The 26,830-nt window shown below is 58.8% G+C and carries 32 protein-coding genes; 3 read left to right on the plus strand and 29 right to left on the minus strand.

Annotation, left to right across the window (positions count from 1 at the left end):
* Window positions 1–310: 310 nt before the first annotated feature.
* The 25 genes from ACFOTD_RS12595 to ACFOTD_RS12715 all read right to left on the minus strand — a co-directional run bounded on the left by ACFOTD_RS12595 (window position 311) and on the right by ACFOTD_RS12715 (window position 19,000).
* Window positions 311–1,174, minus strand: coding sequence for a polyprenyl synthetase family protein (locus ACFOTD_RS12595; RefSeq protein ID WP_378119506.1), 864 nt, complete (start codon window positions 1,172–1,174; stop codon window positions 311–313).
* Between the two features lie 53 nt (window positions 1,175–1,227).
* The gene (gene xseB / locus ACFOTD_RS12600) at window positions 1,228–1,491 is read right to left on the minus strand and encodes an exodeoxyribonuclease VII small subunit (RefSeq protein WP_378119184.1); all 264 of its coding nucleotides are present in this window, start codon (window positions 1,489–1,491) and stop codon (window positions 1,228–1,230) included.
* The gene (gene xseA / locus ACFOTD_RS12605) at window positions 1,481–2,851 is read right to left on the minus strand and encodes an exodeoxyribonuclease VII large subunit (RefSeq protein WP_378119186.1); all 1,371 of its coding nucleotides are present in this window, start codon (window positions 2,849–2,851) and stop codon (window positions 1,481–1,483) included. Before xseA ends, xseB begins: the two co-directional genes overlap by 11 nt.
* Before the next feature lie 15 nt (window positions 2,852–2,866).
* Window positions 2,867–3,724 carry a bifunctional methylenetetrahydrofolate dehydrogenase/methenyltetrahydrofolate cyclohydrolase FolD gene (folD, locus tag ACFOTD_RS12610; protein ID WP_378119188.1) on the minus strand — a complete coding sequence of 286 codons (858 nt, stop codon included), beginning with the start codon at window positions 3,722–3,724 and terminating at the stop codon, window positions 2,867–2,869.
* Window positions 3,721–4,224, minus strand: a complete 504-nt coding sequence (nusB, locus tag ACFOTD_RS12615) for a transcription antitermination factor NusB (protein ID WP_378119190.1) — start codon at window positions 4,222–4,224, stop codon at window positions 3,721–3,723. The genes folD and nusB overlap by 4 nt, the downstream gene beginning before the upstream one ends.
* A 20-nt stretch (window positions 4,225–4,244) precedes the next feature.
* Window positions 4,245–4,478, minus strand: coding sequence for a DUF2273 domain-containing protein (locus ACFOTD_RS12620; RefSeq protein WP_378119192.1), 234 nt, complete (start codon window positions 4,476–4,478; stop codon window positions 4,245–4,247).
* A gap of 15 nt (window positions 4,479–4,493) precedes the next feature.
* A complete protein-coding gene (gene amaP, locus ACFOTD_RS12625; RefSeq protein ID WP_378119194.1) occupies window positions 4,494–5,057 on the minus strand; it encodes an alkaline shock response membrane anchor protein AmaP in 564 nt (187 codons plus the stop codon).
* Between the two features lie 157 nt (window positions 5,058–5,214).
* Window positions 5,215–5,622 carry an Asp23/Gls24 family envelope stress response protein gene (locus ACFOTD_RS12630; RefSeq protein ID WP_378119195.1) on the minus strand — a complete coding sequence of 136 codons (408 nt, stop codon included), beginning with the start codon at window positions 5,620–5,622 and terminating at the stop codon, window positions 5,215–5,217.
* Between the two features lie 147 nt (window positions 5,623–5,769).
* Entirely contained in the window at window positions 5,770–7,137 is a 1,368-nt protein-coding gene (gene accC, locus ACFOTD_RS12635) for an acetyl-CoA carboxylase biotin carboxylase subunit (RefSeq protein ID WP_378119197.1), read from the minus strand.
* 57 nt (window positions 7,138–7,194) lie between these two features.
* Window positions 7,195–7,674, minus strand: coding sequence for an acetyl-CoA carboxylase biotin carboxyl carrier protein (accB, locus tag ACFOTD_RS12640; protein ID WP_378119199.1), 480 nt, complete (start codon window positions 7,672–7,674; stop codon window positions 7,195–7,197).
* 250 nt (window positions 7,675–7,924) lie between these two features.
* Window positions 7,925–8,704: a SpoIIIAH-like family protein gene (locus tag ACFOTD_RS12645; RefSeq protein WP_378119201.1), complete on the minus strand. Its 780-nt coding sequence runs from the start codon at window positions 8,702–8,704 to the stop codon at window positions 7,925–7,927.
* Window positions 8,705–8,753: 49 nt separating this feature from the next.
* Window positions 8,754–9,407 (minus strand): stage III sporulation protein AG, encoded by a 654-nt coding sequence (spoIIIAG, locus tag ACFOTD_RS12650; RefSeq protein ID WP_378119203.1) that lies wholly within the window; start codon window positions 9,405–9,407, stop codon window positions 8,754–8,756.
* An 18-nt stretch (window positions 9,408–9,425) separates the two neighbouring features.
* A complete protein-coding gene (locus tag ACFOTD_RS12655; RefSeq protein ID WP_378119205.1) occupies window positions 9,426–10,133 on the minus strand; it encodes a stage III sporulation protein AF in 708 nt (235 codons plus the stop codon).
* Window positions 10,134–10,166: 33 nt separating this feature from the next.
* Window positions 10,167–11,495 carry a stage III sporulation protein AE gene (gene spoIIIAE, locus ACFOTD_RS12660; RefSeq protein WP_378119207.1) on the minus strand — a complete coding sequence of 443 codons (1,329 nt, stop codon included), beginning with the start codon at window positions 11,493–11,495 and terminating at the stop codon, window positions 10,167–10,169.
* 2 nt (window positions 11,496–11,497) lie between these two features.
* A complete protein-coding gene (spoIIIAD, locus tag ACFOTD_RS12665; protein WP_378119209.1) occupies window positions 11,498–11,899 on the minus strand; it encodes a stage III sporulation protein AD in 402 nt (133 codons plus the stop codon).
* Window positions 11,900–11,909: 10 nt separating this feature from the next.
* Entirely contained in the window at window positions 11,910–12,113 is a 204-nt protein-coding gene (gene spoIIIAC, locus ACFOTD_RS12670; RefSeq protein WP_090113099.1) for a stage III sporulation protein AC, read from the minus strand.
* Between the two features lie 15 nt (window positions 12,114–12,128).
* A complete protein-coding gene (gene spoIIIAB / locus ACFOTD_RS12675) occupies window positions 12,129–12,647 on the minus strand; it encodes a stage III sporulation protein SpoIIIAB (protein ID WP_378119212.1) in 519 nt (172 codons plus the stop codon).
* A complete protein-coding gene (spoIIIAA, locus tag ACFOTD_RS12680) occupies window positions 12,640–13,674 on the minus strand; it encodes a stage III sporulation protein AA (protein ID WP_378119214.1) in 1,035 nt (344 codons plus the stop codon). Before spoIIIAA ends, spoIIIAB begins: the two co-directional genes overlap by 8 nt.
* Before the next feature lie 123 nt (window positions 13,675–13,797).
* On the minus strand, window positions 13,798–14,061 hold the full coding sequence (locus tag ACFOTD_RS12685; RefSeq protein WP_378119216.1) for a YqhV family protein: 264 nt from the start codon (window positions 14,059–14,061) through the stop codon (window positions 13,798–13,800).
* A 156-nt stretch (window positions 14,062–14,217) separates the two neighbouring features.
* Window positions 14,218–14,658, minus strand: a complete 441-nt coding sequence (locus tag ACFOTD_RS12690; protein ID WP_378119218.1) for a hypothetical protein — start codon at window positions 14,656–14,658, stop codon at window positions 14,218–14,220.
* 174 nt (window positions 14,659–14,832) lie between these two features.
* Window positions 14,833–16,086: an aspartate kinase gene (locus tag ACFOTD_RS12695; RefSeq protein ID WP_378119220.1), complete on the minus strand. Its 1,254-nt coding sequence runs from the start codon at window positions 16,084–16,086 to the stop codon at window positions 14,833–14,835.
* Window positions 16,087–16,206: 120 nt separating this feature from the next.
* A complete protein-coding gene (gene efp, locus ACFOTD_RS12700; RefSeq protein ID WP_378119222.1) occupies window positions 16,207–16,764 on the minus strand; it encodes an elongation factor P in 558 nt (185 codons plus the stop codon).
* Window positions 16,765–16,796: 32 nt separating this feature from the next.
* A complete protein-coding gene (locus ACFOTD_RS12705; protein ID WP_378119224.1) occupies window positions 16,797–17,876 on the minus strand; it encodes a M24 family metallopeptidase in 1,080 nt (359 codons plus the stop codon).
* 24 nt (window positions 17,877–17,900) lie between these two features.
* Window positions 17,901–18,350 carry a type II 3-dehydroquinate dehydratase gene (gene aroQ / locus ACFOTD_RS12710; protein ID WP_378119225.1) on the minus strand — a complete coding sequence of 150 codons (450 nt, stop codon included), beginning with the start codon at window positions 18,348–18,350 and terminating at the stop codon, window positions 17,901–17,903.
* A gap of 98 nt (window positions 18,351–18,448) precedes the next feature.
* Window positions 18,449–19,000 (minus strand): YqhR family membrane protein, encoded by a 552-nt coding sequence (locus ACFOTD_RS12715; RefSeq protein ID WP_378119227.1) that lies wholly within the window; start codon window positions 18,998–19,000, stop codon window positions 18,449–18,451.
* 163 nt (window positions 19,001–19,163) lie between these two features.
* Between ACFOTD_RS12715 and ACFOTD_RS12720 the strand changes: the two genes are divergently transcribed.
* A complete protein-coding gene (locus tag ACFOTD_RS12720; protein WP_378119229.1) occupies window positions 19,164–20,123 on the plus strand; it encodes a DUF1385 domain-containing protein in 960 nt (319 codons plus the stop codon).
* A gap of 26 nt (window positions 20,124–20,149) precedes the next feature.
* A complete protein-coding gene (locus ACFOTD_RS12725; RefSeq protein WP_378119231.1) occupies window positions 20,150–20,476 on the plus strand; it encodes a hypothetical protein in 327 nt (108 codons plus the stop codon).
* Between the two features lie 35 nt (window positions 20,477–20,511).
* Here the strand turns inward: ACFOTD_RS12725 and ACFOTD_RS12730 are convergent, their stop codons facing one another.
* The gene (locus tag ACFOTD_RS12730; RefSeq protein WP_378119233.1) at window positions 20,512–21,582 is read right to left on the minus strand and encodes a patatin-like phospholipase family protein; all 1,071 of its coding nucleotides are present in this window, start codon (window positions 21,580–21,582) and stop codon (window positions 20,512–20,514) included.
* A gap of 133 nt (window positions 21,583–21,715) precedes the next feature.
* A complete protein-coding gene (mntR, locus tag ACFOTD_RS12735; RefSeq protein WP_378119235.1) occupies window positions 21,716–22,138 on the minus strand; it encodes a transcriptional regulator MntR in 423 nt (140 codons plus the stop codon).
* 166 nt (window positions 22,139–22,304) lie between these two features.
* On the opposite strand from mntR, the gene splB reads away from it, so the two are divergent.
* A complete protein-coding gene (gene splB / locus ACFOTD_RS12740) occupies window positions 22,305–23,372 on the plus strand; it encodes a spore photoproduct lyase (protein WP_378119237.1) in 1,068 nt (355 codons plus the stop codon).
* A 9-nt stretch (window positions 23,373–23,381) separates the two neighbouring features.
* Here the strand turns inward: splB and ACFOTD_RS12745 are convergent, their stop codons facing one another.
* Together ACFOTD_RS12745 and ACFOTD_RS12750 are read right to left on the minus strand one after the other, a co-directional pair.
* Window positions 23,382–24,092, minus strand: a complete 711-nt coding sequence (locus ACFOTD_RS12745; protein WP_378119239.1) for a cytochrome c biogenesis CcdA family protein — start codon at window positions 24,090–24,092, stop codon at window positions 23,382–23,384.
* 52 nt (window positions 24,093–24,144) lie between these two features.
* Entirely contained in the window at window positions 24,145–26,748 is a 2,604-nt protein-coding gene (locus ACFOTD_RS12750) for a CHASE3 domain-containing protein (RefSeq protein ID WP_378119241.1), read from the minus strand.
* Window positions 26,749–26,830 lie beyond the last annotated feature (82 nt).

The following is a 26,830-nucleotide window of genomic DNA, read 5'->3' on the forward strand; positions in this document are numbered from 1 at the left end:
CGTATCACGATTCGTCGATTTTAGTCTAAACGTATTATAGCATAATGACCGTTTAAAAACTCCTCCGCTCCCCCTAATCCCTCCCATTTGCATACGAATCTGCAATCCGCCGGGTGTCATTAAGTTAAATTTAAGCCGATCCATATGTATAAAAAGACGGCGCGCCGATTAGCGGAACACACCTGTCGACGATTTTTACCCATCCTTCCGCCGCGTCAAACAACAAAAAAGCATCTCCGCTTCGGCCCGGATTGCTGAAGGCCTCTGAGAAAATGCTTCGTTGCGCCGGCTTAATCGTACCGGCTCGTGCTTAATTGTCCCTGGAGATCAGTCGCTTGGCGATCTGCTCCAACCGCCCGCTGTCGGCGAGCTCCGCGGATCTGACCGCATGGATCGCTTGCTCCGTCAGCTCCGCGACGCGCCTGCGGCTCTCGTCAAGCCCGATCAAATAAGGATAAGTGACTTTGCCCTGTCGCTGGTCGCTGCCGACGGGCTTGCCTAGTTTGTCCTGATCGCCCGTAATATCCAGAATGTCGTCCTGGATCTGGAAGGCCAGGCCCAAGTTGGTGCCGAAGCGTCCGAGCGCATCCAGCTGCAAGTCGTACGCGCCGGCCGCATGCCCGCCCGCCCGCAAGGAGAATGCGATCAGATCGCTCGTCTTGTGCATGTGAATATGCTCGAGCTGACCGATGGAAGTGATTCCTTGCTCGCCTTCCATATCGTCGGCTTGTCCGCCGACCATGCCCGGAAAGCCTGCCAACCGGGACAAGTCCCGGACAACGGCGAGCGCCCGCTCGGCCGGCACGCCGAGCGCCGCAGCTTCGGAAGCGACATAAAAAGCATGCGTCAGCAAGCCGTCGCCGGCCAAGATCGCCGTCGCTTCTCCGAACACTTTGTGATTGGTCGGAATGCCCCGTCTGTAATCGTCGTTATCCATCGCGGGAAGATCGTCGTGGATCAACGAGTACGTATGCACCATCTCCACGGCGACGGCGAACGGCATAGCCAGTCTCGCTGCCCGCTCGTCGCCGCGCACGGCCTCTGCCGCAGCCAGTACGAGAATCGGACGAAGACGCTTGCCGCCTGCGGCAAGCGAATACATGGCGGCTTCCCTAAGCCGTCCGTTTACGCGCCAATCCCCGGGTATCGCCTTTTCGAGCGCTTGCTCGACCATCGTTTTTCGGGACGCCAGATAGACCGATATTTCTTCCGTCTGCACCTGTTCGATTACTCTCCTTTGCCGCTTGCCTCTCCCTGCTGCGGCGTGAACGGTTTGCGCTGCAAGCCGTCCCCGTCCTCCATCAGCATTTCGATCCGGCGTTCCACCTGCTCCAGCTTCTGTCCGCACAGCCTGGACAAAACCATGCCTTCCTGATAAAGCTCGATCGCCGCTTCGAGCGGTACGTCGCCGCTCTCCAGCTTGGATACGATGCCTTCAAGCCTTTCCATCGCTTGCTCGAAAGAAAGCGCCGTCTCCGATTCATTGCTCATTCGAATTCGCCTCCCCATGCACCGCCGCTACGCTGCAAGTCAGCTTGCCGTCCGCAAGCCTCACGACAAGCCTGTCGCCTGCTTGCGTCCCGCGCACGGAGCGCAGCAGTTTTTTCTCTTCTTCGTCATAAGTCAGACTGTAGCCGCGGGCCATGACCTTCAGGGGGCTGAGCGCATCGAGCTGACGGATCGCTGAGCCGAAGGCGCTCCGGCCGTCCCGCACGATACCGCGCATTGCCGCGGTCAATGCCTTTTCAGCGGACTCCTTGCGCGTGCGCGCGTATACCGCTTGCTCAGTCGGGCTTGCGCCGGCCAACCGTCCGTTCAGGCGCGCGAGCTTCTCCCGGCTGCGGTCGACGAGTGCGCCGGTCCGGTAGCCCAGCCTGTCCCGCAGCCGATCGAGCCGCTCCGCCGATGCCAGCAACGAACGCCTGGGCTGCGTAAAATACGGCGACCTGGCGGCATGGCGGTATCGCTCCCGGGCGCGGCCTAGCTGGCTGCCGAGCGAGCGCGCCATCCGCTGCTCCAGATGACCAAGCCGCTCCTGCAGCTCGCTGACATGAGGTACGGCCAGCTCGGCGGCAGCCGTAGGCGTAGCCGCCCTGAGATCGGCCGCGAAGTCCGCGATCGTGAAGTCCGTCTCGTGGCCGACAGCAGAAATAACGGGAATCGCCGACGCGCGAATCGCCCTCGCGACCGCTTCCTCGTTAAACGCCCACAGCTCCTCGAGCGAGCCTCCGCCGCGGCCGACGATTAGCACGTCCGTCTCCGCCAGCCGGTTCATCGCCTGAATCGCCTTCACGATCGACGGCGCCGCGCCTGTTCCTTGCACGGATACCGGGTACAGCACGATCGCTACCGTCGGATGCCTGCGTTGCAGCGTGATGATGATATCCCGTACGGCCGCTCCCGTCGGGGAAGTAATGATGCCGATCGCTTTCGGATATTTAGGAATAGGCCGTTTGGCAGCCTCGTCGAACAGCCCTTCTCCATGAAGCTTCTTTTTCAGTTGCTCGTAGGCGAGGAACAGGCTGCCGATGCCGTCGGGCTGCATGGCCGTCACATAAAACTGGTACTGCCCGTCCCGCTCGTATACCGACACGCCGCCGCGCGCGATGACCTTCATGCCGTCCTTGGGGCGGAATGGCAAGCGCTGGTTGTGAGACGCGAACATAATGCTCTTGAGCCGTCCGCTCTCATCCTTGAGCGTGAAGTACATATGACCGCTCGAATGGTGGGTGAAATTGGAGATCTCGCCGCGCAGCCATATATCCTGAAGCTTGGGATCTCCTTCGAGCTTCATCTTGATGTAGCGGTTGACGTCCCTGATGCTAAGTACGCGGGCCGGTTGATCCATCATGGACTCGCCCCCGTCCTATTCGATGCCGTGCGCTTGTTTGGCAGACTTCAGCGTATTCAGCATCAGCATCGTGATCGTCATCGGCCCGACGCCGCCGGGTACGGGCGTAATCCATCCGGCAACCGGCGCGACATCGTCATAATCGACGTCGCCGCAGAGCTTGCCGTCCGGCAGTCGATTGACGCCGACGTCGATGACGACGGCGCCAGGCTTCACCCAGTCGCCCTTAACAAGCTTCGGCACGCCGACGGCGGCCACGACGATGTCCGCGCCGCGGACGACCGCAGCCAGATCCGGCGTGCGGGAATGGCAGATCGTCACGGTCGCGTGTTCCCGCAGGAGCAGGATCGACACCGGCTTGCCCACGATATTGCTGCGCCCGATGACGACCGCATGCTTGCCCGCCGGCTCGTTGCCCGTACGCTTCAGCAGCTCGATGACGCCGGAGGGGGTGCACGGCTGCAGCGCGTCGTCGCCGATCAGCAGATTGCCTACGCTGACGGGATGGAAGCCGTCGACATCCTTTTCCACCGAGATCGCGTCGATTACGGCCTTTTCTTGGATATGCTTGGGCAGCGGCAACTGCACGAGAATGCCGTTAATGTCGGCTTGCGCGTTCAGCCGGCCGATAAGCGCCAGCAATTCGTCTTGCGTCGTCTCGGCGGACAAGCGATGCACCTCGGAGTAAAATCCGAGCTCCTCGCAAGCCTTCGCCTTGTTCCGTACGTATACTTGCGATGCCGGATCTTCGCCGACGAGCACGACGGCGAGTCCGGGGCGCACGCCCTTCGCCGCTAGAGATTCGGTCTCCCGCTTGATCTCCTGGCGGATCTCGCCAGCGATTTTCTTGCCGTCAATGATTTGCGCGCTCATGCTTTTTCCTCTCCTTCAACAGCGGAGTCAGATCCGGCTTCTTCTGCTTCGGCATCTTTGCCTTTCGTTTGACCGCGCTCGCGGATCAACCGTCCCAGCACGCCGTTGACGAACTTGCCGGATTCGTCCGTGCCGAAGTGCTTGGCAAGCTCGATCGCTTCATTCACGGCGACCTTGGCGGGCACGTCCTCGCGATGGTTCATTTCATAGGCTGCCAATCTTAAAATTTGCCTGTCCACCCGGGACAGCCGGTCGACCTGCCAGCCGGTCAAATACCCCGCCAACTGGGCGTCCAACGCGTCCTGATTTGACTTCACGCCTAATACGAGCTCACGCGTGAAGCCGTCCACGGCCGCCAGCTCGGCGACCTCCGTCTCCATCTCGTTGTCGCCCTTCGCTTCTTCCATGACGGCATCGACGGCTTCTTGCACCGACACGCCGTTCATTTCCATCTGGTACAGGCTCTGTACCGCAATCTCTCTCGCCAATCTGCGCTTCATGAATCCTCCCGAATTAAGTCTTAACTACGTCCGCCCGGCCACCTGTCGGTCAGCCATTCCGTCAATCTGCCCCATTGAATAAGCGGGCCCCGCCGTTCGTCTCGCTGCTTGCCGACGACAAAGCCGATGCCGACGAGCAGCGCGCAAAACAGCATGTCCCAGAATCCGACGATTAAATAAATAAGGCCGCAAAGCATGCCAGCGGCGACGCCAAGCGTCCGGCCGCCGTAATTGTCCCACCATATTCTCCACATGGATGGCTAGGCCTCCTATTCCACGCGGCTTTTGAATGTCGTCGGCGCCTGCGTCACATTTGCGATATACACGGTCACATCCGAAACGGGAATGCCGGTCGTCTCTTCGATCTGCTGGGAAACCGTGCGCTGCATATCCTCGGACAACGTCGGAATCGAACCTTCTCCGTCCACGAAAGCGCGAATCGTAATGTGCAGCCCCGCCTCCGCAATCCGGACGCGCGCGCGAAGATCCTTCACGCCCTTCGAACGGGACGCCGCCTTAAGCGCCAGATTCTCCACCGTCTCGATGGAAATCTGGATATCGCCATGTTCCGTGCGCTGGTTAATCGTCGGCGCCGTGCTGTTCAAGCGTCCGACGGACAGTACGAGGAAACGCAGGCTGATCAGGATCACCACGGCAGCCACGACGATCACGGCGATCTGAAGCGGCCGGTAATCGCCGGTCGTCTGATCGACGACTTCGGTCAGCCATTCCATCGTAAAAGCGCCGAGCGCTACCGCGACGACAAACGCCGAGGCGACGACGATCGCCAAGGAATAAATGAATAGCAGCAGCCTGTCCCATACTTTGAACACGTAACCGACTCCTCCTGTCATGGACCTATCCTAAGCGTCGAACAGCCTATATGGTCGAAAAAGCGCCCGATGCGCCCTCCCTCGTAAGGTCAGGCCATCAAGGCGCCGTCACCCGCACTTCCAAGAGAGACGACTGCCATGTCCGGCAACGCCGGCGTCATCTCACGCGCAGTTGCGCATCTTCTTCTTCGATCTTCTCCGCAGGCTTAAAAAGCACGTCATGGACATGAACATTCACTTCGACGACGTTCAGGCCGGTCATCGTCTCGATCGAACGCTTGACGCCGTGCTGAACTTCCGAAGCGATCTCCGTGATCCGCCTGCCGTACTCGACGATGATCGATACGTCGATCGCCGCTTCTCTTTGACCCACTTCAACCTTGACGCCCTTGGACAAATTCTTGCGCCCCAGCAACTCGGCGATGCCCGAGGAGATGCCGCCGCTCATTCCTGCGACGCCTTCCACTTCGACCGTTGCCAGCCCCGCGATGATCTCGATGACTTCGGGTGCGATCTGGATGGTCCCCATGTCGGTTTTCTCGTAATCAGACACCAATGTTTCCATTCGCTGGTCCACCTCCTCGCGTCTTGTCGTCGGCCAGGCCTTCATTATTAATACTATAGCAAAGGCCAAGAATTATGACAAACCTCCCTGCCGGCGTCGAAAGGAAGGCGCAACGCGCCCGCCTGTCCATCGGCCGGCCCCGGAAGCTTAGGCTTCTTCGCCGTACGGCGCGTCCACGTCATGCTCCTCGAGGAACTTGATATCGAACGTGCCTTTGTTGAAAATCGGATGATTGAGAAGTTTAAGATGAAACGGAATCGTGGTCTTGATCCCTTCGATCATGAACTCGCCGAGCGCCCTGCGGGCTCTCGCGATCGCTTCATCGCGCGTCGGTCCCCATACGATAAGCTTGGCGATCATAGAGTCGTAATGAGGCGAGATCATGTAGCCTTGATATGCGCCGCTGTCCACGCGCACGCCGGGACCGCCCGGCGGCAGATAAAAGCTGATTCTGCCCGGAGAAGGCATGAATCCGCGATCCGGATCCTCGGCGTTGATGCGGCACTCGATGCTCCAGCCGTCGAAGCGGACTTCTTCCTGCGTGAAGCTGAGCGGACGGCCTTCGGCGATGGAGATCATCTCTTTGATCAGATCGATGCCCGTGATGAGCTCGGTGACGGGATGCTCGACCTGGATTCGGGTGTTCATCTCCATGAAGTAGAAGTTGCCGTCCGGCCCAAGCAGGAACTCGATCGTCCCGGCGCCGGAATAGTCGACGGCGCGCGCCGCGCGCACGGCCGCCGTGCCCATGCGCTCGCGCAGCTCGGGCGTCATGACCGGACAAGGCGCTTCCTCGACCAGCTTCTGTCGGCGGCGCTGCACGGAGCAATCGCGCTCGCCAAGATGGCAAACGTTGCCGTGCTTGTCCGCGATGATCTGAATCTCGACGTGCTTCATGCCCGTCAAGTATTTCTCCAGATACACGCCGGAATTGCCGAACGCCTTTTGCGCCTCTTGCTGCGCGGTCGAGATCTCGCGTACGAGCATCACTTCGTCCTCGGCGATGCGTATACCCCGGCCGCCGCCGCCAGCCGTCGCCTTGATAATGACCGGATAACCGATCTCCCGCGCGACGCGGATCGCCTCGTCGATATCCTCGACGAGCCCGTCGGAGCCGGGAATAACCGGTACGTCCGCGTCCTTCATCGTCTGCTTGGCGACCGACTTGTCTCCCATCCGGCTGATCGCTTCGGCGGACGGGCCGATGAATACAATATTGCACGTCTCGCAAATATCCGCGAAATCGGCGTTTTCGGAAAGGAACCCGTAGCCCGGGTGAATCGCGTCGCATTCGGTAAGCGTAGCGACGCTCATGATGTTCGTCAGATTCAGATAGCTGTCCTTGGAAGCGATCGGTCCGATGCAATAAGCTTCGTCCGCAAGCTTAAGGTGAAGGGACTCGCGGTCTCCTTCGGAATATACGGCCACCGTGGAGATGCCCAGCTCGCGGCAGGCGCGGATGATGCGCACGGCGATCTCGCCGCGGTTGGCCACCAGAATCTTATGGATATTCAAAGCACAAGTCCCCCTTCGTAGTTCCGGCCGCCTGGTGCGGGCCGGAAATAGCGCGCGTTATTCCGGTTTGACGAGGAACAGCGGCTGCCCGAATTCGACGAGCTGGCCGTTCTGCGCCAGTACTTCGACGATCTCGCCCTTCACTTCGGCTTCGAGTGGGTTCATCAGCTTCATCGCTTCGAGAATGCACACGACCGTCTTGTCGTGAACCTTGTCGCCTTCGTTAACGAACGACGGCGCGTCCGGAGACGGCGCGCGATAGAACGTGCCGACCATCGGCGATACGATCTGGTGCAGGCCCGACAGGTCGCGTCCGGCAGGCGTCGACGCTTCGGCCGGCGCCGCTGCTGCCGCAGGAGACGGGGCCGCCTGCACGTATGTATGGGGAACCGAAGCTGCCGTCTGCACGTTCACGACCTCCGTGCGTCCGGGTTTGCGGATGGAGATTCTCGCGCCTTCGTTTTCGATCTCGAGCTCATGCACGGAGGTTTGATCCACGAGTTTGATTAATTCCTTGATTTCGCTAAGTTTGAACATATTCGCCCTACGCTCCTTGGCTGTCTCATTTGCCGTATGAAATCCAAGCGGCCTCGCCGCCCTCGTTCAAAGGGCAATAAAAGCAAGCCGCCGTTCATACTGAGCCGGTGTACGGCCCGATCTTGTCTTCGTATGAATAGCAAAGCCTGTACGTACCCATAACGGACTCATTATAACATAATCGAAAGAAATGGAAAGAGCCGGCCCGCGGGCCGGCTCCTGGCCGGTATGCCCGGCGCGCCGATTCGTATTACTGGATAAACTGAACGGACACGGCATCCGGCGTTACGCTCAGCTCTTTGGTAGCGAGCTTGACGATCTTGACCGCCTGCTTCGAGTCGAGCGCGTCCGCCTGCACGATGATCTCGAACTTGCCGCCATCCTGCTTGACGACCGCGTTCTCGTAGTCGGACACGAGTTTGTCCTGGAGGCTTGCGATGCGCTCTTCGGTTGCCGTGATGCGGCCTTGCTCTTCGGCCGCAGAAGCCGCCTCCTCCTGCGTCTTGGAGCTGTCTGCGAGAACTTTATCCAGATCTTCATACGCTTTGGACGCCGCTTGCTCGCGTTCGAGCTGAATTTGGTCGAACTGTTCGCGCGCGGAGAGGTTGTTCATGCCCTTCAGCACTTCTTTGTCGGCAGGCGATACCGCGGATTGTCCGTCCTTGCCGGCGTCCGGAGAAGCGGACGCTTCCTTATCGGTGCCGGCCGAGGCGCCAGCGGATGCCGCCGTTTCTTTGTCCGAGGCCGCAGAAGCGTCGGGGGATGCGGCCGCATCCTTGCCCGTCGCGGCTCCGCCGCTGGCGGCTGCCGCGCCGTCGTCGCTCAGGCCTCCGGCGCCGTCGACGGACGTAATCTCGATGCCGTCGTCCTTCGCCGCGCCTGTCACGCCCGTCGCGTCCGTAGCGAGCTTCTGTTCCTGCGCCGTGCGGTCGGGCTGCGTTACATCTTCGGTGAACAGGTAGTAGGCGGAAAGAATGACCATAAGCGAGAGCATCGAGACGAGCCAGATCGTTTGCCGTTTGTTATTCATTTGTTTTTGACCTCCTGCATATTGGGAATTGGTCTTGACTGGATCTTCCTTACTTCGCCGTACGCGGCATGACCGACACGCGGTGAATGGGTACGTCCAAGCCGGATGCGACAGCCTCCGAGATCATCCGGCGAACGGTCGGGCTCTCCGCCCCTTTCGCCACGATCAGCACGCCTCTTAGCCGAGGCTTGATTTTCTTGATGACGATGGGCGATTTGCCGCCGGACACCTCGTATAATACGACCTGCCCGTCTTGCGTGACATCGGAGATATGGCGTCTGGCGCCGTTTTTGTCCGTTTCGTCGGTAATTTGCTGGGTTTTCTTCTCGTTCAGCTGCACGACTGTCTCCTCCGTCGAATCGACCGTCACCATGACGTCGGTCGTACCGACGCCGGCGATTTTCTCGAGCATTTCTTTCAACCGGATATCCAGCTGCGTCTCGATCTCGGCGAAAGGGTCGTCCTTGCCTTCTCCCGTGCCGAGAAACGTCTCCTGCTGCGCCGGCTTGTCTCCGTCTCCCGGCGACACGGCGCCATCCCCGCTCGGGGGCGTCACGGGCTTCATCTTGATGAACGAGGAAGCCAGGATTAGAGCGGCGCCGACAAGCCCGATCAAGATGAGCCAGCGAAAAGTCTTCACCCGCTTGGGGCCGCCGGGTCCGCCTCCGATATAGGTCTCCAGCTTGTGCAGCCACTTGGCCATTTCCCTCGCTCCCTCCTGTCATCCGCCCGGAACGACAACCTCGACCTTGGCCGTCCCGATACCGAACCGTCCGGCGATGAGCGCCGCGATCCGACCGTCGCGCCCGCCGTCCGCCGCTTCCTGCTCTTGCGCGGCAGCGTGCACCGCCAGATCGCTCTCGGTCTCGCCGCTTCCGTCCGTCCCCTCGCCGACTTCGATATCGACGACGACCGGCGAGACCGACTCCACCTCGGCGATCGGTTCGCCGCTATCCGCCGTAATCTCCGCTTCCGAAGCCGCGAGGCGCACTTTTACCGCTTCCACTGCGATCATCCCGTCCGGTGCCGGCTCGGCCCGAACCTCGACCGAATCGACCTTCACGTTCTCTTCCTGCTCCACCGCGGCCTTGATCTGAGCTTCGAGTCCGGATACGGCAAGCTTGGCGGCTTGTTCGTCCCTTCCGGCTCCGATCCGTTTGGCTTCCGCCATGATGGCCTCGAGCTGGCTTCCGTTATTGCCGTCTAACGGCTCCCGCTCCGCCCACTCGATTCCTGCAGCCAGCTTGACGTCCATGTCTCCCTGGATCCAGGAGAGCAGCGGTCCGGCCAGCGTCAGCAGGATGAACAGTCCCGCCACGAGACGCACGTACCGCTGCATCGTTCGGTTCGGAAGCAGCAAGTCGATCAGCGCTGCCAGAAGGACTGCCGCCACGACTTGCCGAAGCCAGCCGCCGAGCGCTTCCACCACGGTAGTCGCCTCCCTTCAGTGCCGCCGTCCGGCTTATCTCATCAAAATGGATGCGTTGCCCGCCGTCAGCACAATCGTCACCGCCAGAAAAAACATCAGGCCTACCGAAGCGAGGGCGGCGAACACGTAGACGAGCGTTTTGCCGATGACCTGGAGGCACTGCACGATCGGCGTGTCTCCGAGCGGCTGGAGCACCGCCGCGGACAAACGGTAGATCAGCGCCAGCGTCAAAATCTTGATGGCCGGGAAGGCGCACAGAAAAATCAGGATGACGACGCCGGCGAGGCCGACCGCGTTTTTGACGAGCAGACTTGCCGACAACACGGTATCCGCCGCGTCCGAGAACATGCGTCCGACGACCGGCACGAAGTTGCCCGTAACGAACTTCGCCGTCCTAAGCGCGACGCCGTCCGCGATCGCGCCCGTAGCGCCCTGGATGGACAGCACGCCCAGGAACAGGGTCAGCATCGCCCCGAGAAGTCCGACGGCTACCGTACGGAGCAGATTGGCTAGCTGCGTTACCTTGAACCGCTCGGATACCGTACTGGCCAGATGCAGAACCGCCGAGAAGAACAAAAGCGGAAACACGACAAGGTGGATGACGGTACCGATCGAGTGGACCATGAACACGATAACCGGATGCAAGACGGCGACTGTCGTCACGCCCCCCGTGCTGGCGAGCAAGGTAAGCAGCAGCGGTACCATCGCGAGCATGAACTGCACCATTCCCGCGATCGCGTCGGCCGCGTAGCCCGCTCCCGTCCGGAAGCTGTTAACGGCGATAATAAGCAGGACCATATAGGCGATAGCATAGGCGACCTGGCTGACGGCCTGGCGTTCGAACGCGCTCTGCATCGTCTCCAGGAGCATCGTGAAGATGGCCAGCAGCACGATCGTGACGATCAGCTTGCCGCTGTACAGCACCTCGTGAAGGAAAAACCGCGCCAGGGCCAGCAGAACATCCTTCACGCTCCACCCTTCGCCGTCCTTCGGAAACATGAGCTCCCGAAGCGTAGGCGCTTCGCCTTCCGGAAAATATCCGCCGTAGTCGTTTTTAAGCTTGTTCCAGAATTGCTCGATCTGCCCCAGGCTGAGATCTTCGGTCTGCGATTTTGCCAGCTCGTCGGACAGCGCTCCGGGATCGGTAGCGTTTGAGCCGTTTGAGCCGTTGATACCGTAGGTGCCGTCTTTATCCGGCGCAATGACGGCCTCCGCGCGCGGCGTGCCGCCGGCGGCGGCTTGGCGTCCCTCTTGCTCGGCAGCATCGGCAGGTCGGGGCCAGAAGGACAGCAGCATGGCGCACATAAGCAGGATAAACGGGATCCAGCCCGTCCGGCGCTCGAGCAATCCTGTACGTCGCATTCTCAGGCCCCTCCCCCTGCCGGCAGCAATCCGAGCACCGTCTCGATGATGATGCTGATGATCGGCACCGCCATGACGAGGATCAGCATTTTTCCCGCGAACTCGATCTTCGAGGCGATGCTGTCGAGTCCCGCGTCGCGGACGATCTGGGCGCCGAACTCGGCGATATAGGCGATGCCGATGATCTTGAGCATCGTCTTGAGGTACACGGACTGGATACCGGAGCGGTCGGCCAGTTCTTCGATCATCGTGATGACGCCGCCGATCTTGCCGATCAGCGCGAGGAAAATCGCGATGCCGAAAAACGTCGCCAGCAGAAATGCGAACATCGGCTTCTGTTCGCGGATGACGAGAATCAGGATAGCCGTCAACAATCCAATGCCTACGATCTGCAGGATGTCCATAGGCGGCCGCCTACTGGAACAGGAAGATCGTCTTGATCTCCTGGAACAGATCGTTCAGCAGCCGGACGACCATAAACAGCACGACGACGAAACCGATCACCGTAACCCAGTGCGCCATGTCTTCCTTGTTCATCTGCTTGAGCACGGTGTGAATCATCGCGACGATGATTCCGATGCCCGCTATCTGGAAAATCGTGCTCACGTCGATATTCATGAATACGGCCCCCTACTACATCATGAGAATGACGACCAGGGCGGCCGTGAGCACTCCCAGACTTCGGCACAGCTTCTCGTATCTCTGCTGGTCTTCGCGTGCCGCCTGTTCTTCCGCCTGCAGCTGATGCATCGCCAGCTTCAGATGCTTCAGTTGGTCCTCCGCGCCGCTCGCGCCGAGCGTCTCCCCGAGCCTGAGCATCGTATCCCGCTCCGCCGGCCGCATCGAAGTGGCCGGCCAGCCTGCCTTGAAAGCCCGTTCCCAGCAGTCCGACACCGTTTCGCCGGTTCCCGAGGCCAGACGGACGGACGCCTCCGCGAACAGGGCAGACACCGGCGCGGTCAACGCAGCCGCGATCCGGGAGAGCGCTTCCGGCAGCGGCGTCTGACCGTAGCCGATCTCCGTCTCCAGCCGCTGCAGCGCATGGAGCAGTTGCCGGATCTGCCTGGGCCGCTGCGCGAACTTAGCGGCTTGCATGAAGCCGATCATCGTGCCCGCGAACAGAATGAGCGCCGCGCCTGCCAGCTTAAGCATGGCGCACCCCGTCTCCGTTCGGCGACCGGATGACCGGCACGGACCTGCAGCCGGCGGACTTGCGCGCCTCCGCTTCCGCCTCTTCCGCGCCGACGACGCGATGTCTCACGATGCCGCCTGAACGGGACAGCAGGACATAGGCGCCGAACATGCCTTCAGCTGCGAGCTCCGCCAGCACGGGCCTCGCAAACACGTCGCGCAGGTCGAGCGCGTGAGCCGTCGCGACGACCCGTACGCCGGCATGCAGCGCCTCCTTGAGCGCGTACGCATCCTCCGGACGGCCGATCTCATCGGCTACGACGACCTCCGGCGACATCGATCGCACGAGCATCATGAGCCCCTCGGCCTTTGGACAAGCATCGAGCACATCGGTGCGCGGACCGAGATCGAATGCCGGCACGCCGCGGTCGCAGGCCGCTATCTCCGAGCGCTCGTCCACGACGCCGACCTTGCGGCCTCCCCAGCGCTGCGCCTGGGGGTGATACCACTGCCCGGCGCTGATCGAGCGGGCCAGATCGCGCAGCAGCGTGGTCTTGCCCTGCTGCGGCGCGGATACGATCAAGGTGTGCTTGACGGTGCGTGCGACCGGATCCAGCAGCTCGGGCAGCAGGCTCGACGCGCAGCCGGTGCGCGCCCTAGCGATCCGGACATTGAAGCTCGCGACGTCCCGCAGATGGCGCACATGTCCGCCTTCAAGCACCGTGCGTCCTGCCAGTCCGATCCGATGGCCGCCGGCGACGGTCACATAGCCTCGCCGAAGCTCTTCTTCGACTGCATATAACGAATGGTTGGTCACGCGTTCCAGCAAAGCCCTGCAGTCTTCGCGGGTCGGGCGGTAGGCTTCGGCGCTGTCCGATGCGGTTTTCCCTTGCGGACAAACGAATGCCGAGCCGCCGGCGAAGCCGATCTCAAGCGGTCTTCCCTCTCTGACGCGAATCTCTTCGAGCGACAGCAGCACCGACTCCGGCAGCTTCTCCAGCCGCCCCCGCAGACCGGCGGGGAACAGTTCCAGCAACGGCAGCGACAAGCGTCCTCCCCCTTTCCGGCATAAGCAAGTTGTCCTTCGCTCTTCCATGCATATGCTTGGACACATCTCTTTTATGCTTGGTAAATCTCTTTTTTCGTTAATAGATTGGGCGATACGGCCCGCTTATTTTTTGAGAATGCCGATCAAGAGGCATGCGACTCCCGCGCCGATCCAGACTAATTTGACGGGAGAAAGCTTGTCCGACATGCCGACAAGGCCGATCGTCGTCGTAGAGATCAGAATCAGCGGTCCGACCAGCGCCAGCATCGCGTTTACGCTTAGCGCCTTGGTGACGTCGTTGAGCTTCAGCATGACCAGCGCCGCCGTCAATTCGATGCTCCCGGACAAAATCCGGAGCAGCGCCATGCTGAATACGGATTTATCCAAGCCGCTCTCACCTCCTTTCGATAAATCGAATCATGTCCGTGGTAATACGCTATGCGGCGAACACGGACAACTTGCCTATCTCTGCGAAAAATGAGAGATTCATTTGAAACGCAAAAAGACCCGTCCGCTGCCGGACGGGTCTGCCATAAGTTCCTGCTATTTCGCTCGCTTCAAAGCCCTGATCTCCGTATCGTGCTCAAGCACGCGGAAGGCGAGCGCCTCGATCGCTTTGCCTTGCCTGGACTGCTCGGTCTGCAGCGAATCGATCGCGATCGCATGCTCCTCTTGAACGTCCATGACCTTCGCAAGACGCTCGTTCGTGTCCATGACGGCAGTCGCCACCTGGTTTAATGTCGTCTCCAGGACGTCGAAGCGCCGATCCATGCCGTCCAACCGTTGATCGATCGCATCGAACCGCCGATCCATGCCGTCCAACCGTTGATCGATCGCATCGAACCGCCGGTCCATGCCGTCCAGCCGCTGATCGATGGCATCGAACCGCCGGTCCATGCCGTCCAGCCGCTGATCGATGGCATCGAACCGCCGCGACATCCCTTTCAACTCTACCAAAATCGTCTCCAGCACCTGCTCGCTCAAACTCGCTTCCTCCTTATGATGGATAATACCGCCGACGACAAAAACAAATTGCAATTCGACAGGTATAACCTCCATAGGGTCGGAAGGAGGCAGGGACCTTTGCTAATGCAAGCTTAGCAAAAGCGCTAGAAATATCCAATATACACTTAAAGTGCTAAAAGATGCTTGACAGGATTAGCGACGGTCCTGAGGTCCGCCAACGAAAGCCGCATCCGCCGTGTCGAGCCCGTATGCGGTGTGAAGCGCGCGCACGACCTCGTTCAGCGGCTCGGCCGCGATGACGCAAGAGCACTTGATCTCGGACGTGCTGACCATCTTGATGCTGACGCCCGTCTTCGAGATCACGTCGAACATCTTGGCAGCCACGCCGGGGTTCGAGACCATGCCCGCGCCGACGATGGACACTTTAACAAGGTTCTCTTCGTAGGTCGCCTCGTCGTAAGGCACCTCCTCGCGTACGCGTTCGATAACGCCGAGCGCGCGCGCCCGGTCCGCCAGGGACACCGTAAACGAAAAGTCCGCCTTGCCGTTCGAAATGCCGCTCTGTACGATGATGTCGACGTCGATCGACTCGTCTGCCAGCGCCCCGAAGATTTTCGCCAATACACCCGGGATATCGGCTACGCCTACGATGCTGATACGGGCTACATTTTTATCAAAAGCGATGCCGCTTACGACGACGCCTTGTTCCATTGCCGCTTCCTCCCTCACGAGCGTTCCTTCATTCTGGTTAAAGCTCGAGCGCACTACAAGATGAACGTTATTGTGCTTCGCGTATTCGACCGCGCGCGGGTGCAGCACCGCCGCGCCGAGATGGGCGAGCTCCAGCATCTCGTCGTACGAGATGACGTCAAGCTTGCGCGCGTTTTTTACGACGCGGGGATCGGTGGAATAGATGCCGTCCACGTCGGTGTAAATCTCGCATACGTCCGCTTGGATCGCTGCGGCGAGCGCTACGGCCGTCGTATCGGAACCGCCGCGACCGAGCGTCGTAATCTCGCCGTCTTCCGTCATGCCCTGGAAGCCCGCGACGATCGCGATGTTGCCGGCGTCCAGCGCAGCATTCAGACGCGTCGGCGTAATCTCGGAAATTCTAGCCTTCCCGTGCACCGACTCGGTCACGATGCCGGCTTGCCAACCCGTGAACGATTTGGCTTCATGGCCGAGTTTATGAATAGTCATCGCGAGCAGCGCGACCGAGATCTGCTCGCCGGTCGTCAGCAGCATATCCATTTCCCTGGCTGGGGGATTGTCGGTTAATTCCTTGGACTTGTCGATCAGATCGTCGGTCGTATCGCCCATAGCGGACACAACGACGACGACGCGATGACCCTGCAGCTTTTTGTCGATAATCCGCTGGGCCACGCGCTGCATCCGCTCCGTGGTCCCGACCGAACTGCCGCCGAATTTCATCACGAATAAGGACAAAGCGGTTCCACTCCTCATCTACACTGTGCATACAGCAATATATTATAGCATAAGGCCGACGGCCCAGAAACGAAAAAAAATCCTCCAGTCCGGGAAGGACGAGGAGGATTTTGTCGAGTCTTAGGCGCGAGAGATGTACTTGCCTTCGGTGGTATTGATAAGCAGCACGTCGCCTTCGTTAATGAAAAGCGGCACTTGAACGTTGTGGCCCGTCTCGAGCTTCGCATTCTTGGTGGCGCCGGTCGCCGTGTTGCCCTTGATGCCCGGCTCGGTCTCGATAACCTTCAGGTCGACGTTGTTCGGCAGGTTGATGCCGAGAATCTCGCCCTGGTAGCTGGTGATGTTAACCGTCATGTTTTCTTTCAGGAAGTTGACTTCCCACTCGAGCTGCTTCTTGTCCAGGTTGAACTGGTCGTACGTCTCGTTGTCCATAAACGTATACTCGGCGCCGGAATTGTACAGGTACTGCACGGCGCGGTTCTCGATATGGGCGCGGACGACGTTCTCGCCGGCTCGGAACGTTTTCTCGATCACGTTGCCGTTGCGCAGGTTCTTCAGCTTGGAGCGGACGAATGCGGCGCCCTTGCCCGGCTTGACGTGCTGGAAGTCGATAACGGTGCACAGATCGTTGTCCACTTCAATGGTAAGGCCTGTCTTAAAATCGTTAACGGAAATCACTGCTAAATTCCCTCCTGTAGGAACGTGGCTCCCTATTCCAGAACGATCAGTTCCTTCGGGGAACGCGTAAGTATTTTAATCCCGTCATCCGTCAGAACGACGTCGTCTTCGATCCGTACGCCGCCGAAGCCCGGTACGTAAATACCCGGTTCGACCGTGACGACATGACCCGGGAGTAAAATCGTATCCGGCGCCGAATAGCTGAGCCGCGGCTCCTCGTGAATCTCGAGTCCGATCCCGTGACCGGTGCTATGGCCGTATTGATCTCCATAACCATACCGCGTGATGATATCTCTCGTCAAGGCGTCGCCTTCCCGTCCGGTCATTCCCGGCTTCAGATGCGCGAGCGCGTGCAGCTGGGCTTCAAGCACGATGCCGTAAATCTCCCTGTGGCGATCCGTCGCAGGTCCCACGACGACCGTCCGGGTCAGATCCGAGCAGTATCCCTTGTAGTATGCGCCAAAATCAAGCGTGACGAATTCGCCGGCTCCGATGATCCGGTCGCTCGCCACGCCGTGCGGCATCGCGGAGCGCTCGCCCGAAGCGACGATCGTGTCGAACGAGGTGCCCGAGGCGCCCAGCTTCCTCATATAAAACTCCATCTCCAGGGCGATGTCGGACTCCTTGGCGCCCGGCTTGAGAAAGCCTAATATATGCGAGAACGTCCGGTCCGCAATGTCGGCGGCTTCTTGAATGACCGCAAGCTCCGAAGCGTCCTTGACGGCGCGAAGCCGTTCAAGCGCTTTGCCTGCGGGCACAAGCCCGACCGGCGACAGCCGTTCCTTCAGCAATGCATAAGCCGCGTAGCTGACCGTACCGTCCTCGAACAACAATCGCTCGGCGCCCGCACTGCGCAGTCGCTCCGCGACCCGTTCATAATAGCCGGTCGGCGGATGCTCCGCGACTTCGACGCCGTCGGCCTGGGCGCTGGCTTGCTCTGTATAGCGGAAATCCGTGAACAGCACGGCATCTGTTGCCGTGATCAGCACGACGCCCGCGGTGCCGGTGAATCCCGTCAGGTAACGCCGGTTGTGCCCGCTCGTCACAAGCATGGCGTCGCCGCCGAGAAGGTTTATCTCGTCTCTTAACTTTGCGATTCTAGCTTCGCTCATTTATCGCATCTCCTTCCTGTACCTTTAAGGTCGGACCCCCTGCCGCAGATGCCGCAGAAGCGCAAGCAAGCCGAGCTCGTAGCCATACGCGCCGAAGCCCGCGATCTGGCCGACGCACACCGGCGCAAGCATTGACGTATGCCTGAAAGACTCGCGCTTATGTATGTTGGATAAGTGAACCTCGACGGTCGGAAGCCCGACGGAGGCAATCCCGTCGCGCAGCGCGATGCTTGTGTGCGTATAGGCGCCCGGATTGATCAGGATGCCATCGTGCCGCCCGAAGGCCGCATGCATCTCATCGAGCAATCCGCCCTCGTGATTCGATTGATAAAAGGAAAGAGAAGCCCCTTCGCGATCGGCCGTCTCCCTCAGGCTGCGCTCGATGTCGGCCAGTGTAGCGGTGCCGTACACGCCCGGCTCCCTGACGCCGAGCATATTCAGATTCGGTCCGTTCAAAACCAGGATACTGGGCAAGTCCGGCACTCCTTCCTTGTTTTTCAGCAATAAATTCATCAGTCATTGTATCATAACGGCCCAAGGCGTTGCTACACGCGGCCGCTTTGATACTACGGTCAGGCAGGCTGCGGATCGCCGGAACTGCCGCTCTCCTGCCCGCCCTCCCCCCCGCCCGCGCTCTTCGGCTCGCGCGCGGATTCGTTGTGGAATTCGAACGCAAACGAATAACCGATAAAAAGGCCCCACAGCAAATATAAGGCGCATTCCGTAAATATGCTTCCAAGACCGATTTCCTTGAAGGTCGGCACGGCACCCGTCATCGGCCCGATCCACAAAAACAGTAACGCCCACCATACAGCCCCGAAAAACAACCCCGGCCATGGCCCCTTCAATTTGCCGAGAATCAACCAGTACAAATAAGCGGCTACGATGGACATGACGACAAATAGCACCAGGCCGGTACAATGCCATGCGGTCGTATCCAGACGTTCCCGCTTGATGAACGGGTCGGCCAAAAAAGCCTGCGGCACCTTGGTCAGATTCATCGCGACGGTAAGCCAGCGCAGCATCCCCCAGATCAAGCCGGCACTTAGTCCGAGCGTCAGGCAATAGACGGCGGGATGAGTCGTGCGCCCCGTGCTCCGGTTCTTGCTCGTTGTGTTTTCCATGTATATTGCACCGTCCTTTCGGAAGCTTCCGTTTGTACGGCATAGTATGGGCTTCCTGCCAAAGCGCTAGTCGAGGACAGCCGGATCATGTGGCAATGCAAGCCCTTATCCTGTAAAATAGGAACATACTCGAAGCCTCGAGCTTCCAGAGATTCAGCGAGAGATGGTGAATGGTTTGGCAGAACAACCGACCTCCATTTATGGAGGACAAGCCGTGATCGAAGGCGTCATGTTCGCCGGACGGAACGTCCACGTGACCGCGGTGCGGCGTAAGAACCAAGAGATCGCTTTTTTTGAAGTTCCCCGCAAGCAGCAGCAGAGCCGGGTGCTCGCGATGCTGAAGCGGATTCCTTTTATCCGGGGCATTGTCGGCATCGTCGAATCTTCGGCCAAAGGCTCGCAGCACCTGAACTTCTCGGCCGAAGCGTACGCGGAGGACGAGACGCAGCCGGAGGCGGCCGAGAAGCCGAAGGAAAAAGAAAAATGGAGCCTGTCCATGGTGCTGGGCGTGGCCGTCGTAGGCGTGCTGTCGTTCGTCTTCGGCAAGCTCGTGTTCACGACCGTTCCTGCGCTGCTCGAACAGTTTCTGTTCGCCCGCGTATTTAGCAGCATGATCCTGCATAACCTGTTGGAAGGCGTCATCAAGATCGCATTGTTGCTCTTTTACCTTTGGTTTATCTCCAAGACGCCTCTGATCAAACGCCTGTTCCAGTATCATGGCGCGGAGCACAAGGTGATCAGCGCTTATGAAGCGGGCGTCGATCTCACGGTCGAAAACGTCCAGCGATTTACGCGCCTTCATTATCGCTGCGGCAGCAGCTTTCTTGTTTTCACGGTCATTGTCGGCGTCGTGCTTTATTCGTTCCCGATTTTCCACTGGGACACGATCTGGGAACGCATCTGGATTCGCATCGCCCTGCTGCCCGTGGTGATCGGCATCTCCTACGAGGTGCTTCGCTGGACGAACGCGGCACGCGATATTCCGGGACTGCGCGTGCTCGGTTACCCCGGCTTGTGGCTTCAACTGCTGACGACCAAGGAACCGAACGACGATCAGGTAGCCGTATCCATCGCTTCGTTCAATCGCATGCGGGAGCTCGACCGCGAGATTCGGCCCGTATAAATTCAACTTCAACGGGAGGGACACCAATGCGCAAACGCAATCGAATGCCAACCTGGTTCGTCGCGTTCCTGGTGCTGGTCGCCATCGGAATCGCGTCCAGCATCTTGAACGGCGGACAGACGCTTATCGTTCCCGTTGTCCTCATCGCGATCATATGGCTCTTATACAAATTCCCTCCGGCCCGTTGGAGCCGCGGCGGATCCGCCCGCTCGGATTACCAAAGGGCGGCGGCGCAGAGCAAGAAGCGCCAGCAAACCAAGGAAACCGCCGCCAAACCGCGGCGCAGCTCCTCGCCCTTCCGGGTGATCGAGGGCAATAAAGGCCGCGACGATGAACCGCCGACTTATCACTGACGCCGATGCGAAAAAAAGGATTGAGGCTACCCGCCTCAATCCTTTTTAATTGGCCGCTCGGCCGGCTTGCCATATCCAAATCGAACCTTGGGAGCGCCTGGCCCGGACTGCGTATGGGGATGGGGATGGATATTCGGCAGGTCGGGCGGGCACATTCCCGTCCGATAATCGAACAAATCAAAAAACTCGCCGCCCGCATCCAGTCCAGATTGATATAAGCTTTCGCTTTGCGCGTCCGACAAGTGAAAATCCGTCGTTCGTACGCCGAGCGTCGGTATCTTGATCGTACGCACGCGGTTGTTTTTCTCGATGTAGCGCTCGTCGTGAGCGCTCAGCATCGTTTCGAACATGGCGTAGAACATCGTAAACGGCCCGCTGATCCGGTGGCCTTTCGGATTCGGCCTGCCGACCATTTGAAAGCCGACGACGGGCAATAGCGGCCCTTTCGCCTCCGGCTCCTCGAACAACCATAGCGGAAAATTGCTGAGCAGTCCGCCGTCAACGATATACGACCCGTGCGCGACCAAATGTTTGCCGTGACGCTTAGCGCGCTTGAACGGACGGTAAGCATAGGCGCTGCGTACGATGACGGGATCGAAAAAGTAAGGAATGCTCACGCTCATCCGAATCGCCTGGGCCACGCCCAAATCGCGGGGATCCATCCCATAATCGGCGATATCGTCCGGTAAAACGAGAATTTTGCCGTTCGTAATGTCCGATGCGACGATGCGCAGGCGACCCGGAGGCAAGTCTCCGAACGTTCGGATCCCGCGCGCCGCAAGCAATTTTTCGGCCCATGCCTCGAGCGCGTCCCCGCTGTAAAGTCCCTTGAACATGAGTAGACGCGCGGCAGGCCCGATGAGCTTGACGTTAAAAATAGGCGCCCGTTTTAAAAACGCGGAAAAAGGCGTGCCGTCGATGATCATCTTCATTTCAGATGCATTGTAACCCGCCGCGACCAGAGCGGCCACGATGCTTCCTGCGGAGGTGCCGGCCACCTGATTAAAGCCGTAGCCGTTCAACTCGGCTGCTCTCACCGCGCCGGCAAGCGAGATTCCTTTGACCCCGCCGCCCTCGAAAACCGCATTGATCATTTTCAATTGCATCAGGCTACCTCCGTCCGCTCTAAGCCGGCTACAGCCAGCTTATGCAGGAAAATGGCAGCGCAGACCGATGCCGAATATCCTTCTTATTCTCCTTCGAGCGGAACAAAAAAGGACGCCGCCGCGTCCTCTCCCGTCATTCGGTATCCAATTCGGTACGAATGCGCATCAGCTCAGCTCGGCGCGCATCGTCACGGTTAAAATATTCGACCAGCGTCTCGATGCAGGTGATGGAGTCCCAGCTCAGATGGTGCTCGATCCCTTCTACATCGCGGTAAATATTTTCATGCTGCACGCCGATCACGCTCAAGAACGATTCGAGCAGGTGATGCCGATCGACGAGCCGCTTTCCGATTTTTTTTCCTTTGCTCGTGAGGATAAGTCCCCGGTACTTCTCGTAAATCAAATATTGATCCTTGTCCAGCTTCTGAATCATCTTGGTCACGGACGAGGGGTGCACTTCCAGTCCTTCGGCGATATCGGATACTCGCGCGTATCCCTTCTCGTCGATCAGTCTGTAGATGCGTTCGAGATAATCTTCCATGCTTGGCGTCGGCACCGAACTGTCCCCTTTCCCGACGGTTAATAACTCTTTGTATCATACAACGCTCGACCGACAAGGGCAAGCCGTAGCCGAATGCCCTTGCGAATCCAATCCAGAAGTTAACCGGAGTCCGCTGCCCTTGGACGAAGCATACTACGGATTCAAAGGAGGGCGAGCGCACATGAGCGTCGGCGTTACTGATAAACCTCGCAAAGCCGTTACGACCAAGCCGTTCGTACCCGAGCTCGTCTATTTCGAGCCCGAAGCGCTGAATTATCCGATGGGTATCCGCATTCGCGATTGGGCGCTGCGCGAAGGCATTCCGCACCGGATGACCACTTCGCATAACCGTATTACGAATCTGCCGGGAGAGACGGAGACGGAGCAATACAAAATTGCGAAAAGAACGCTTGTCGTCGGTCTCCGCAAAACACTGAAGTTCGACACGTCCAAGCCTTCTGCCGAGTATGCGATCCCGCTCGCTACGGGGTGCATGGGCCATTGCCATTACTGCTACCTGCAAACGACGCTGGGCGCTAAACCCTACATCCGCGTATATGTCAATATCGACGACATTCTTGCGGCCGCAAAAAACTACATCGACGAACGCAGTCCGGAGATCACCCGGTTCGAGGCAGCCTGTACGTCGGATCCGCTCGGACTTGAACACATCACGGGTTCACTGGCAGAAACCATCGCATTTATGGCGAAGCAGCCGCTCGGCAGATTGCGGTTCGTCTCCAAATTCCATCATGTCGACTCGCTGCTCGGCCTCGAGCACGGCGGCCATACGCGCGTCCGCTTCAGCGTCAACGCCGATTATGTCATTCGCAGCTTCGAGCCTGCCACGTCGCGATTCGCCGAACGTATCGAGGCGGCCGGCAAAATCGCCCGAGCAGGGTATCCGCTTGGCTTCATTATTGCGCCCATCATCTGGTTCGACGGCTGGGAAGAAGGCTACGCCGAGCTGCTTAAGCGCCTGGCAGCCGAACTGCCCCCGGAGGCCGGTCGGGATCTGACCTTCGAGCTGATTCAGCATCGCTTCACCAAAACGGCCAAAACCATCATCGAGAAACGTTATCCGAAAACCAAGCTCGAGATGGACGAGGCCAAACGAAAAAAGAAATGGGGCCGCTGGGGCCAAAACAAATACGTGTATCCCGACGAGCAAGCCGATGCGCTGCGCATGTTTATAACGGAGCGCATATTCGAAGCTTTCCCGGGCGCGAAAATCGAATACTTCACTTGAACGCCGCGGTTAAAACAAAAGCCAATCCGGCGTAATCCGGTTCAGCCAAATCGTAATGGCGGTCATCCGGTCGGTGAACAGCAGAATGCCCATGAGGATCATGAGCGCGCCGCCGATTTTCATCAGCTTGTCCGAATACTTCAATATCCATCTCGCCGATCCGATAAAAAACGCGAGCACGAAAAACGGTACGCCGAAGCCCAGCGAATAAGCGGCCGTCATGCCTGCCCAGGTGCCCGGCTCGCTGGCAGCCAAAGCCAAGATCGCCGTTAAAATAGGTCCCACGCAAGGGGACCATCCGGCCGAAAATCCGATTCCGAAAATAAACGAGCCCACGTAACCGGCCGGTCGCCAGCTCAAGTTCATCTTGCGTTCTCTAAGCAGCAGTTGCGGCTGGAACACGCCAAGCAAAAATAAGCCCATGAGCACGATAAGAATGGCCGAAATCTGGCGAATTAAATCCTGATATTCGCGAAACGTATAAGCGAAAGTGTTGGCCGTGTAGCTGAGCGTAAAAAATACGGCCGAGAAGCCCAATATAAAGAAAAACGTATGCGCCATCGTTTTGGCGCGGATTTCCTTGCCCGATTCCGACTTGAGACGAGTCACGGAGATGCCGGTTATGTAAGAAAGATACGAGGGATACAAGGGCAGGCAGCAAGGCGAAATAAAGGAAGCGAGCCCTCCCGCAAAAGCGATTCCCAAATTAAGCTGACTCATAAGTTCCTCCTTACGATATGAAAGTGGGGCCGGAAAAACCGGCCCCACCGCATTAAGCTTCAACCTTCATCTGAGCGACCATGATCGAGATCAGCTGCTGAACCTGAACCGGCTTGCTAATATATGCGTTGGCTCCGGCCTCCAGGCACTTGTCCCGGTCTTCCTTCATCGCTTTGGCCGTCACCGCAATGATCGGCGTGCTTAGCTGCAGCGTATGACGGATCTCGTGGATCGCCTGGAACCCGTCCATGTCGGGCATCATGATATCCATCAGTATACAGTCGTAAGTGTCGCCGCCGCGCAGCCGGTCCATACATTCGAGACCGTCGTGCGCTATCGTGAACGTCATCTCAAGCGACTCGAGCACGTGCGACAACGCGTAAAGATTGCGAGCGTCGTCGTCGACCAGCAGGACGTGGCGCCCCTTTAATTCCGCAGTGCTGAGCGGCATCTCGGATACGGCGATAGACACCGGATCTGCAATGGCCAGCGAAGTCGAAGACGGCGCAAGCTGCTTGGACGCCATCGCCTCGTCCAATTGGCCGATCGAACGCTGCGCAGGCAAATATAAGGTGAATTCGCTTCCCTTGCCCTCTTCGCTATGCACCTCGATCCGGCCGCCGAGCATGTTCGCGAGGGAGGACGAGATCGTGAGACCCAGACCGGTCCCCCCGAACTTGCGGGCAGTGCCGCTGTCGGCTTGGGTAAAGGCTTCGAAGATCAGTCCTAGCTTGTCGTTTGCGATGCCCCTGCCCGTATCCGTAACGGTAAAGGCGATCTCCTGCTGTCCCCACGAATTGTTCGCATGAACGCCGATCAGCAGGTCTACCCTGCCCGCGTCGGTGAACTTGAAGGCATTTGACAGCAAATTCTTCAGAATTTGTTGTAGTCGGAATCCGTCGGTCTCCAGCCATGGCGGCGTTTCCGGCGCGATCCGGACCGCGAAGTCCAGTTTCTTCTTGGTGGCGACTTCCTGGAAGTTGCTCCTGATCGTAAGCTGCAGATCCTCCAGGATAATGTTACCCATCTCGATATCGAGCTTGCCGGCTTCGACCTTGGACAGGTCGAGAATATCGTTGATGAGGTTGAGCAGATCGTTGCCCGCGCTGTAAATGGTATTGACGTAGCTGATGTCGTCCTCGCTCAGATGGCCGTGCCTATTCTCGGCGAGCATCTGCGACAGGATCAGCATGCTATTGAGCGGCGTCCGCAGCTCATGAGACATGTTCGCAAGAAACTCGCTTTTGAAGTTGGAGCTGCGCTTGAGCTCGTCGTTCATCGTCAGCAGCTCGAGCGATTGGGCATTGAGCTCTTCGGATTGTACCTGCAGCTCTTCGTTCGCCGCTTGCGCCTCCGTATAGAGCTGCTCCATCTCCATGCGGCTCTTGACGGACTGGATCGTGACGCCCAGCATGCCGCCGAGCTGTTCGAGCAGCTCGATGTCGTCTCTCGCTAGCGCGGAGAACGAGCCGATCTCGACGACGCCGACGACGTGCCGTTCGAACGTAACCGGAACTAGCGCGATGACCGTCGGGGATGCCTGGCCGATGCCTGACTGAATCGCGGCATAACCGCCCGGGACGTCCCTTAAGAGGATCGTCCGATTCTCTGCCGCGCATTGGCCGACGAGTCCTTCGCCGAGCTGGAATTCCTTGCGCCCGAAATTGTCGGAAGATTGGGCGAAGGACGCTGTCTTGACCAGCTGATTGGATTGGCTGCGCACGTAGACGACGCCAAACGGAAGGTTGAACACCTGAACGAGCTGGCTCAAGAACTGTCTGCCGACCGCGTCGATGTCGTTCTGCTCCTGGAGGAGCGTGGCGATGTGTGCAACCTGATCCTTGCGCCGGTTCTGACGCTCGAGCATGTCGAGCAGGGCATTGGTCGAGTCGCCAAGCTCCATCATCTCATCCCGGGTATTCACTTCGATTCTTTGATTCAGGCTCTCTCCCTGTACCGCGATACGCCGGATCGTCGTGCTGACCGTTTTGATCGTCTTGATAACGGTATTCGAGATGATCCAAGCCGTAGAAACCGAGATCGCAGCAACGACGATCCACAGCAAGTAAAGTAGTCCAATCAGGGATTCGTTGCGGTCCTTCAGCGAAGCGGCGCGCGCGTCGGTCAAGCCGAACTCGGTCTCCTTGAAGCTCTGCAACTGATCCCGGAGTGCGTCAGTGCGGTCCTTGCCCGTTTTCTCAGAGAAAAAACGGGTCAGGCTGTCCGTATCGCCGCTTCGCTTGAAGCCGATCGCAACCTCGGTCGCGTTGGTCAGCCAATCCGCGAGACCGTTCTCGATGCTCTCCGCGTTGCGCAATTGCCCGGGATTGTCGATGACCAGCGACTTCAGCTTGTTGATATCCGTCAGATAACGGGCTTTGCCGGCATTGTAAGGCTCCAGATAGGATTCGTCGGCGGTGATGATGAAGCCGCGCATGCCGGTCTCCATATCCAGCAGATCTTTTTGTATTTGATTAACGGTCTCGTGCACTTGTATGTCATGGGAGCTGATGAATTCGATCTCTTTCTGCAACGAAGAGATACGCATGGACAGCGCGCCGATCGCGATGCCAAGGCAGATCATAACGATAATGTTGCCGGATAATATTTTCGTGCGAATCGAGATCTTTTTCCTGCGACTTGCTTGACTAGGCAAGACTTGGCCCTCCTCGTTCCAGTACTTTAATAGTTACTATCATAACTGACTTTAGAGGCCAATGGAACTAAAAAACCTGCGG

The sequence above is a fragment of the Cohnella sp. GCM10012308 genome (genome assembly GCF_042649185.1).
GTDB lineage: Bacteria > Bacillota > Bacilli > Paenibacillales > Paenibacillaceae > Cohnella.

Excerpts from the sequence above, each read along its gene's own strand:
- ACFOTD_RS12595 (WP_378119506.1), bottom strand. The coding sequence starts at position 1,174 with ATGGTCGAGCAAGCGCTCGAAAAGGCGATACCCGGGGATTGGCGCGTA.
- xseB (WP_378119184.1), bottom strand. The coding sequence starts at position 1,491 with ATGAGCAATGAATCGGAGACGGCGCTTTCTTTCGAGCAAGCGATGGAA.
- xseA (WP_378119186.1), bottom strand. The coding sequence starts at position 2,851 with ATGATGGATCAACCGGCCCGCGTACTTAGCATCAGGGACGTCAACCGC.
- folD (WP_378119188.1), bottom strand. The coding sequence starts at position 3,724 with ATGAGCGCGCAAATCATTGACGGCAAGAAAATCGCTGGCGAGATCCGC.
- nusB (WP_378119190.1), bottom strand. The coding sequence starts at position 4,224 with ATGAAGCGCAGATTGGCGAGAGAGATTGCGGTACAGAGCCTGTACCAG.
- ACFOTD_RS12620 (WP_378119192.1), bottom strand. The coding sequence starts at position 4,478 with ATGTGGAGAATATGGTGGGACAATTACGGCGGCCGGACGCTTGGCGTC.
- ACFOTD_RS12630 (WP_378119195.1), bottom strand. The coding sequence starts at position 5,622 with ATGGAAACATTGGTGTCTGATTACGAGAAAACCGACATGGGGACCATC.
- accB (WP_378119199.1), bottom strand. The coding sequence starts at position 7,674 with ATGTTCAAACTTAGCGAAATCAAGGAATTAATCAAACTCGTGGATCAA.
- ACFOTD_RS12645 (WP_378119201.1), bottom strand. The coding sequence starts at position 8,704 with ATGAATAACAAACGGCAAACGATCTGGCTCGTCTCGATGCTCTCGCTT.
- spoIIIAG (WP_378119203.1), bottom strand. The coding sequence starts at position 9,407 with ATGGCCAAGTGGCTGCACAAGCTGGAGACCTATATCGGAGGCGGACCC.
- spoIIIAE (WP_378119207.1), bottom strand. The coding sequence starts at position 11,495 with ATGCGACGTACAGGATTGCTCGAGCGCCGGACGGGCTGGATCCCGTTT.
- spoIIIAD (WP_378119209.1), bottom strand. The coding sequence starts at position 11,899 with ATGGACATCCTGCAGATCGTAGGCATTGGATTGTTGACGGCTATCCTG.
- spoIIIAC (WP_090113099.1), bottom strand. The coding sequence starts at position 12,113 with ATGAATATCGACGTGAGCACGATTTTCCAGATAGCGGGCATCGGAATC.
- spoIIIAB (WP_378119212.1), bottom strand. The coding sequence starts at position 12,647 with ATGCTTAAGCTGGCAGGCGCGGCGCTCATTCTGTTCGCGGGCACGATG.
- ACFOTD_RS12705 (WP_378119224.1), bottom strand. The coding sequence starts at position 17,876 with ATGAGCGAAGCTAGAATCGCAAAGTTAAGAGACGAGATAAACCTTCTC.
- ACFOTD_RS12715 (WP_378119227.1), bottom strand. The coding sequence starts at position 19,000 with ATGGAAAACACAACGAGCAAGAACCGGAGCACGGGGCGCACGACTCAT.
- ACFOTD_RS12720 (WP_378119229.1), top strand. The coding sequence starts at position 19,164 with ATGGTGAATGGTTTGGCAGAACAACCGACCTCCATTTATGGAGGACAA.
- ACFOTD_RS12725 (WP_378119231.1), top strand. The coding sequence starts at position 20,150 with ATGCGCAAACGCAATCGAATGCCAACCTGGTTCGTCGCGTTCCTGGTG.
- ACFOTD_RS12730 (WP_378119233.1), bottom strand. The coding sequence starts at position 21,582 with ATGCAATTGAAAATGATCAATGCGGTTTTCGAGGGCGGCGGGGTCAAA.
- splB (WP_378119237.1), top strand. The coding sequence starts at position 22,305 with ATGAGCGTCGGCGTTACTGATAAACCTCGCAAAGCCGTTACGACCAAG.
- ACFOTD_RS12745 (WP_378119239.1), bottom strand. The coding sequence starts at position 24,092 with ATGAGTCAGCTTAATTTGGGAATCGCTTTTGCGGGAGGGCTCGCTTCC.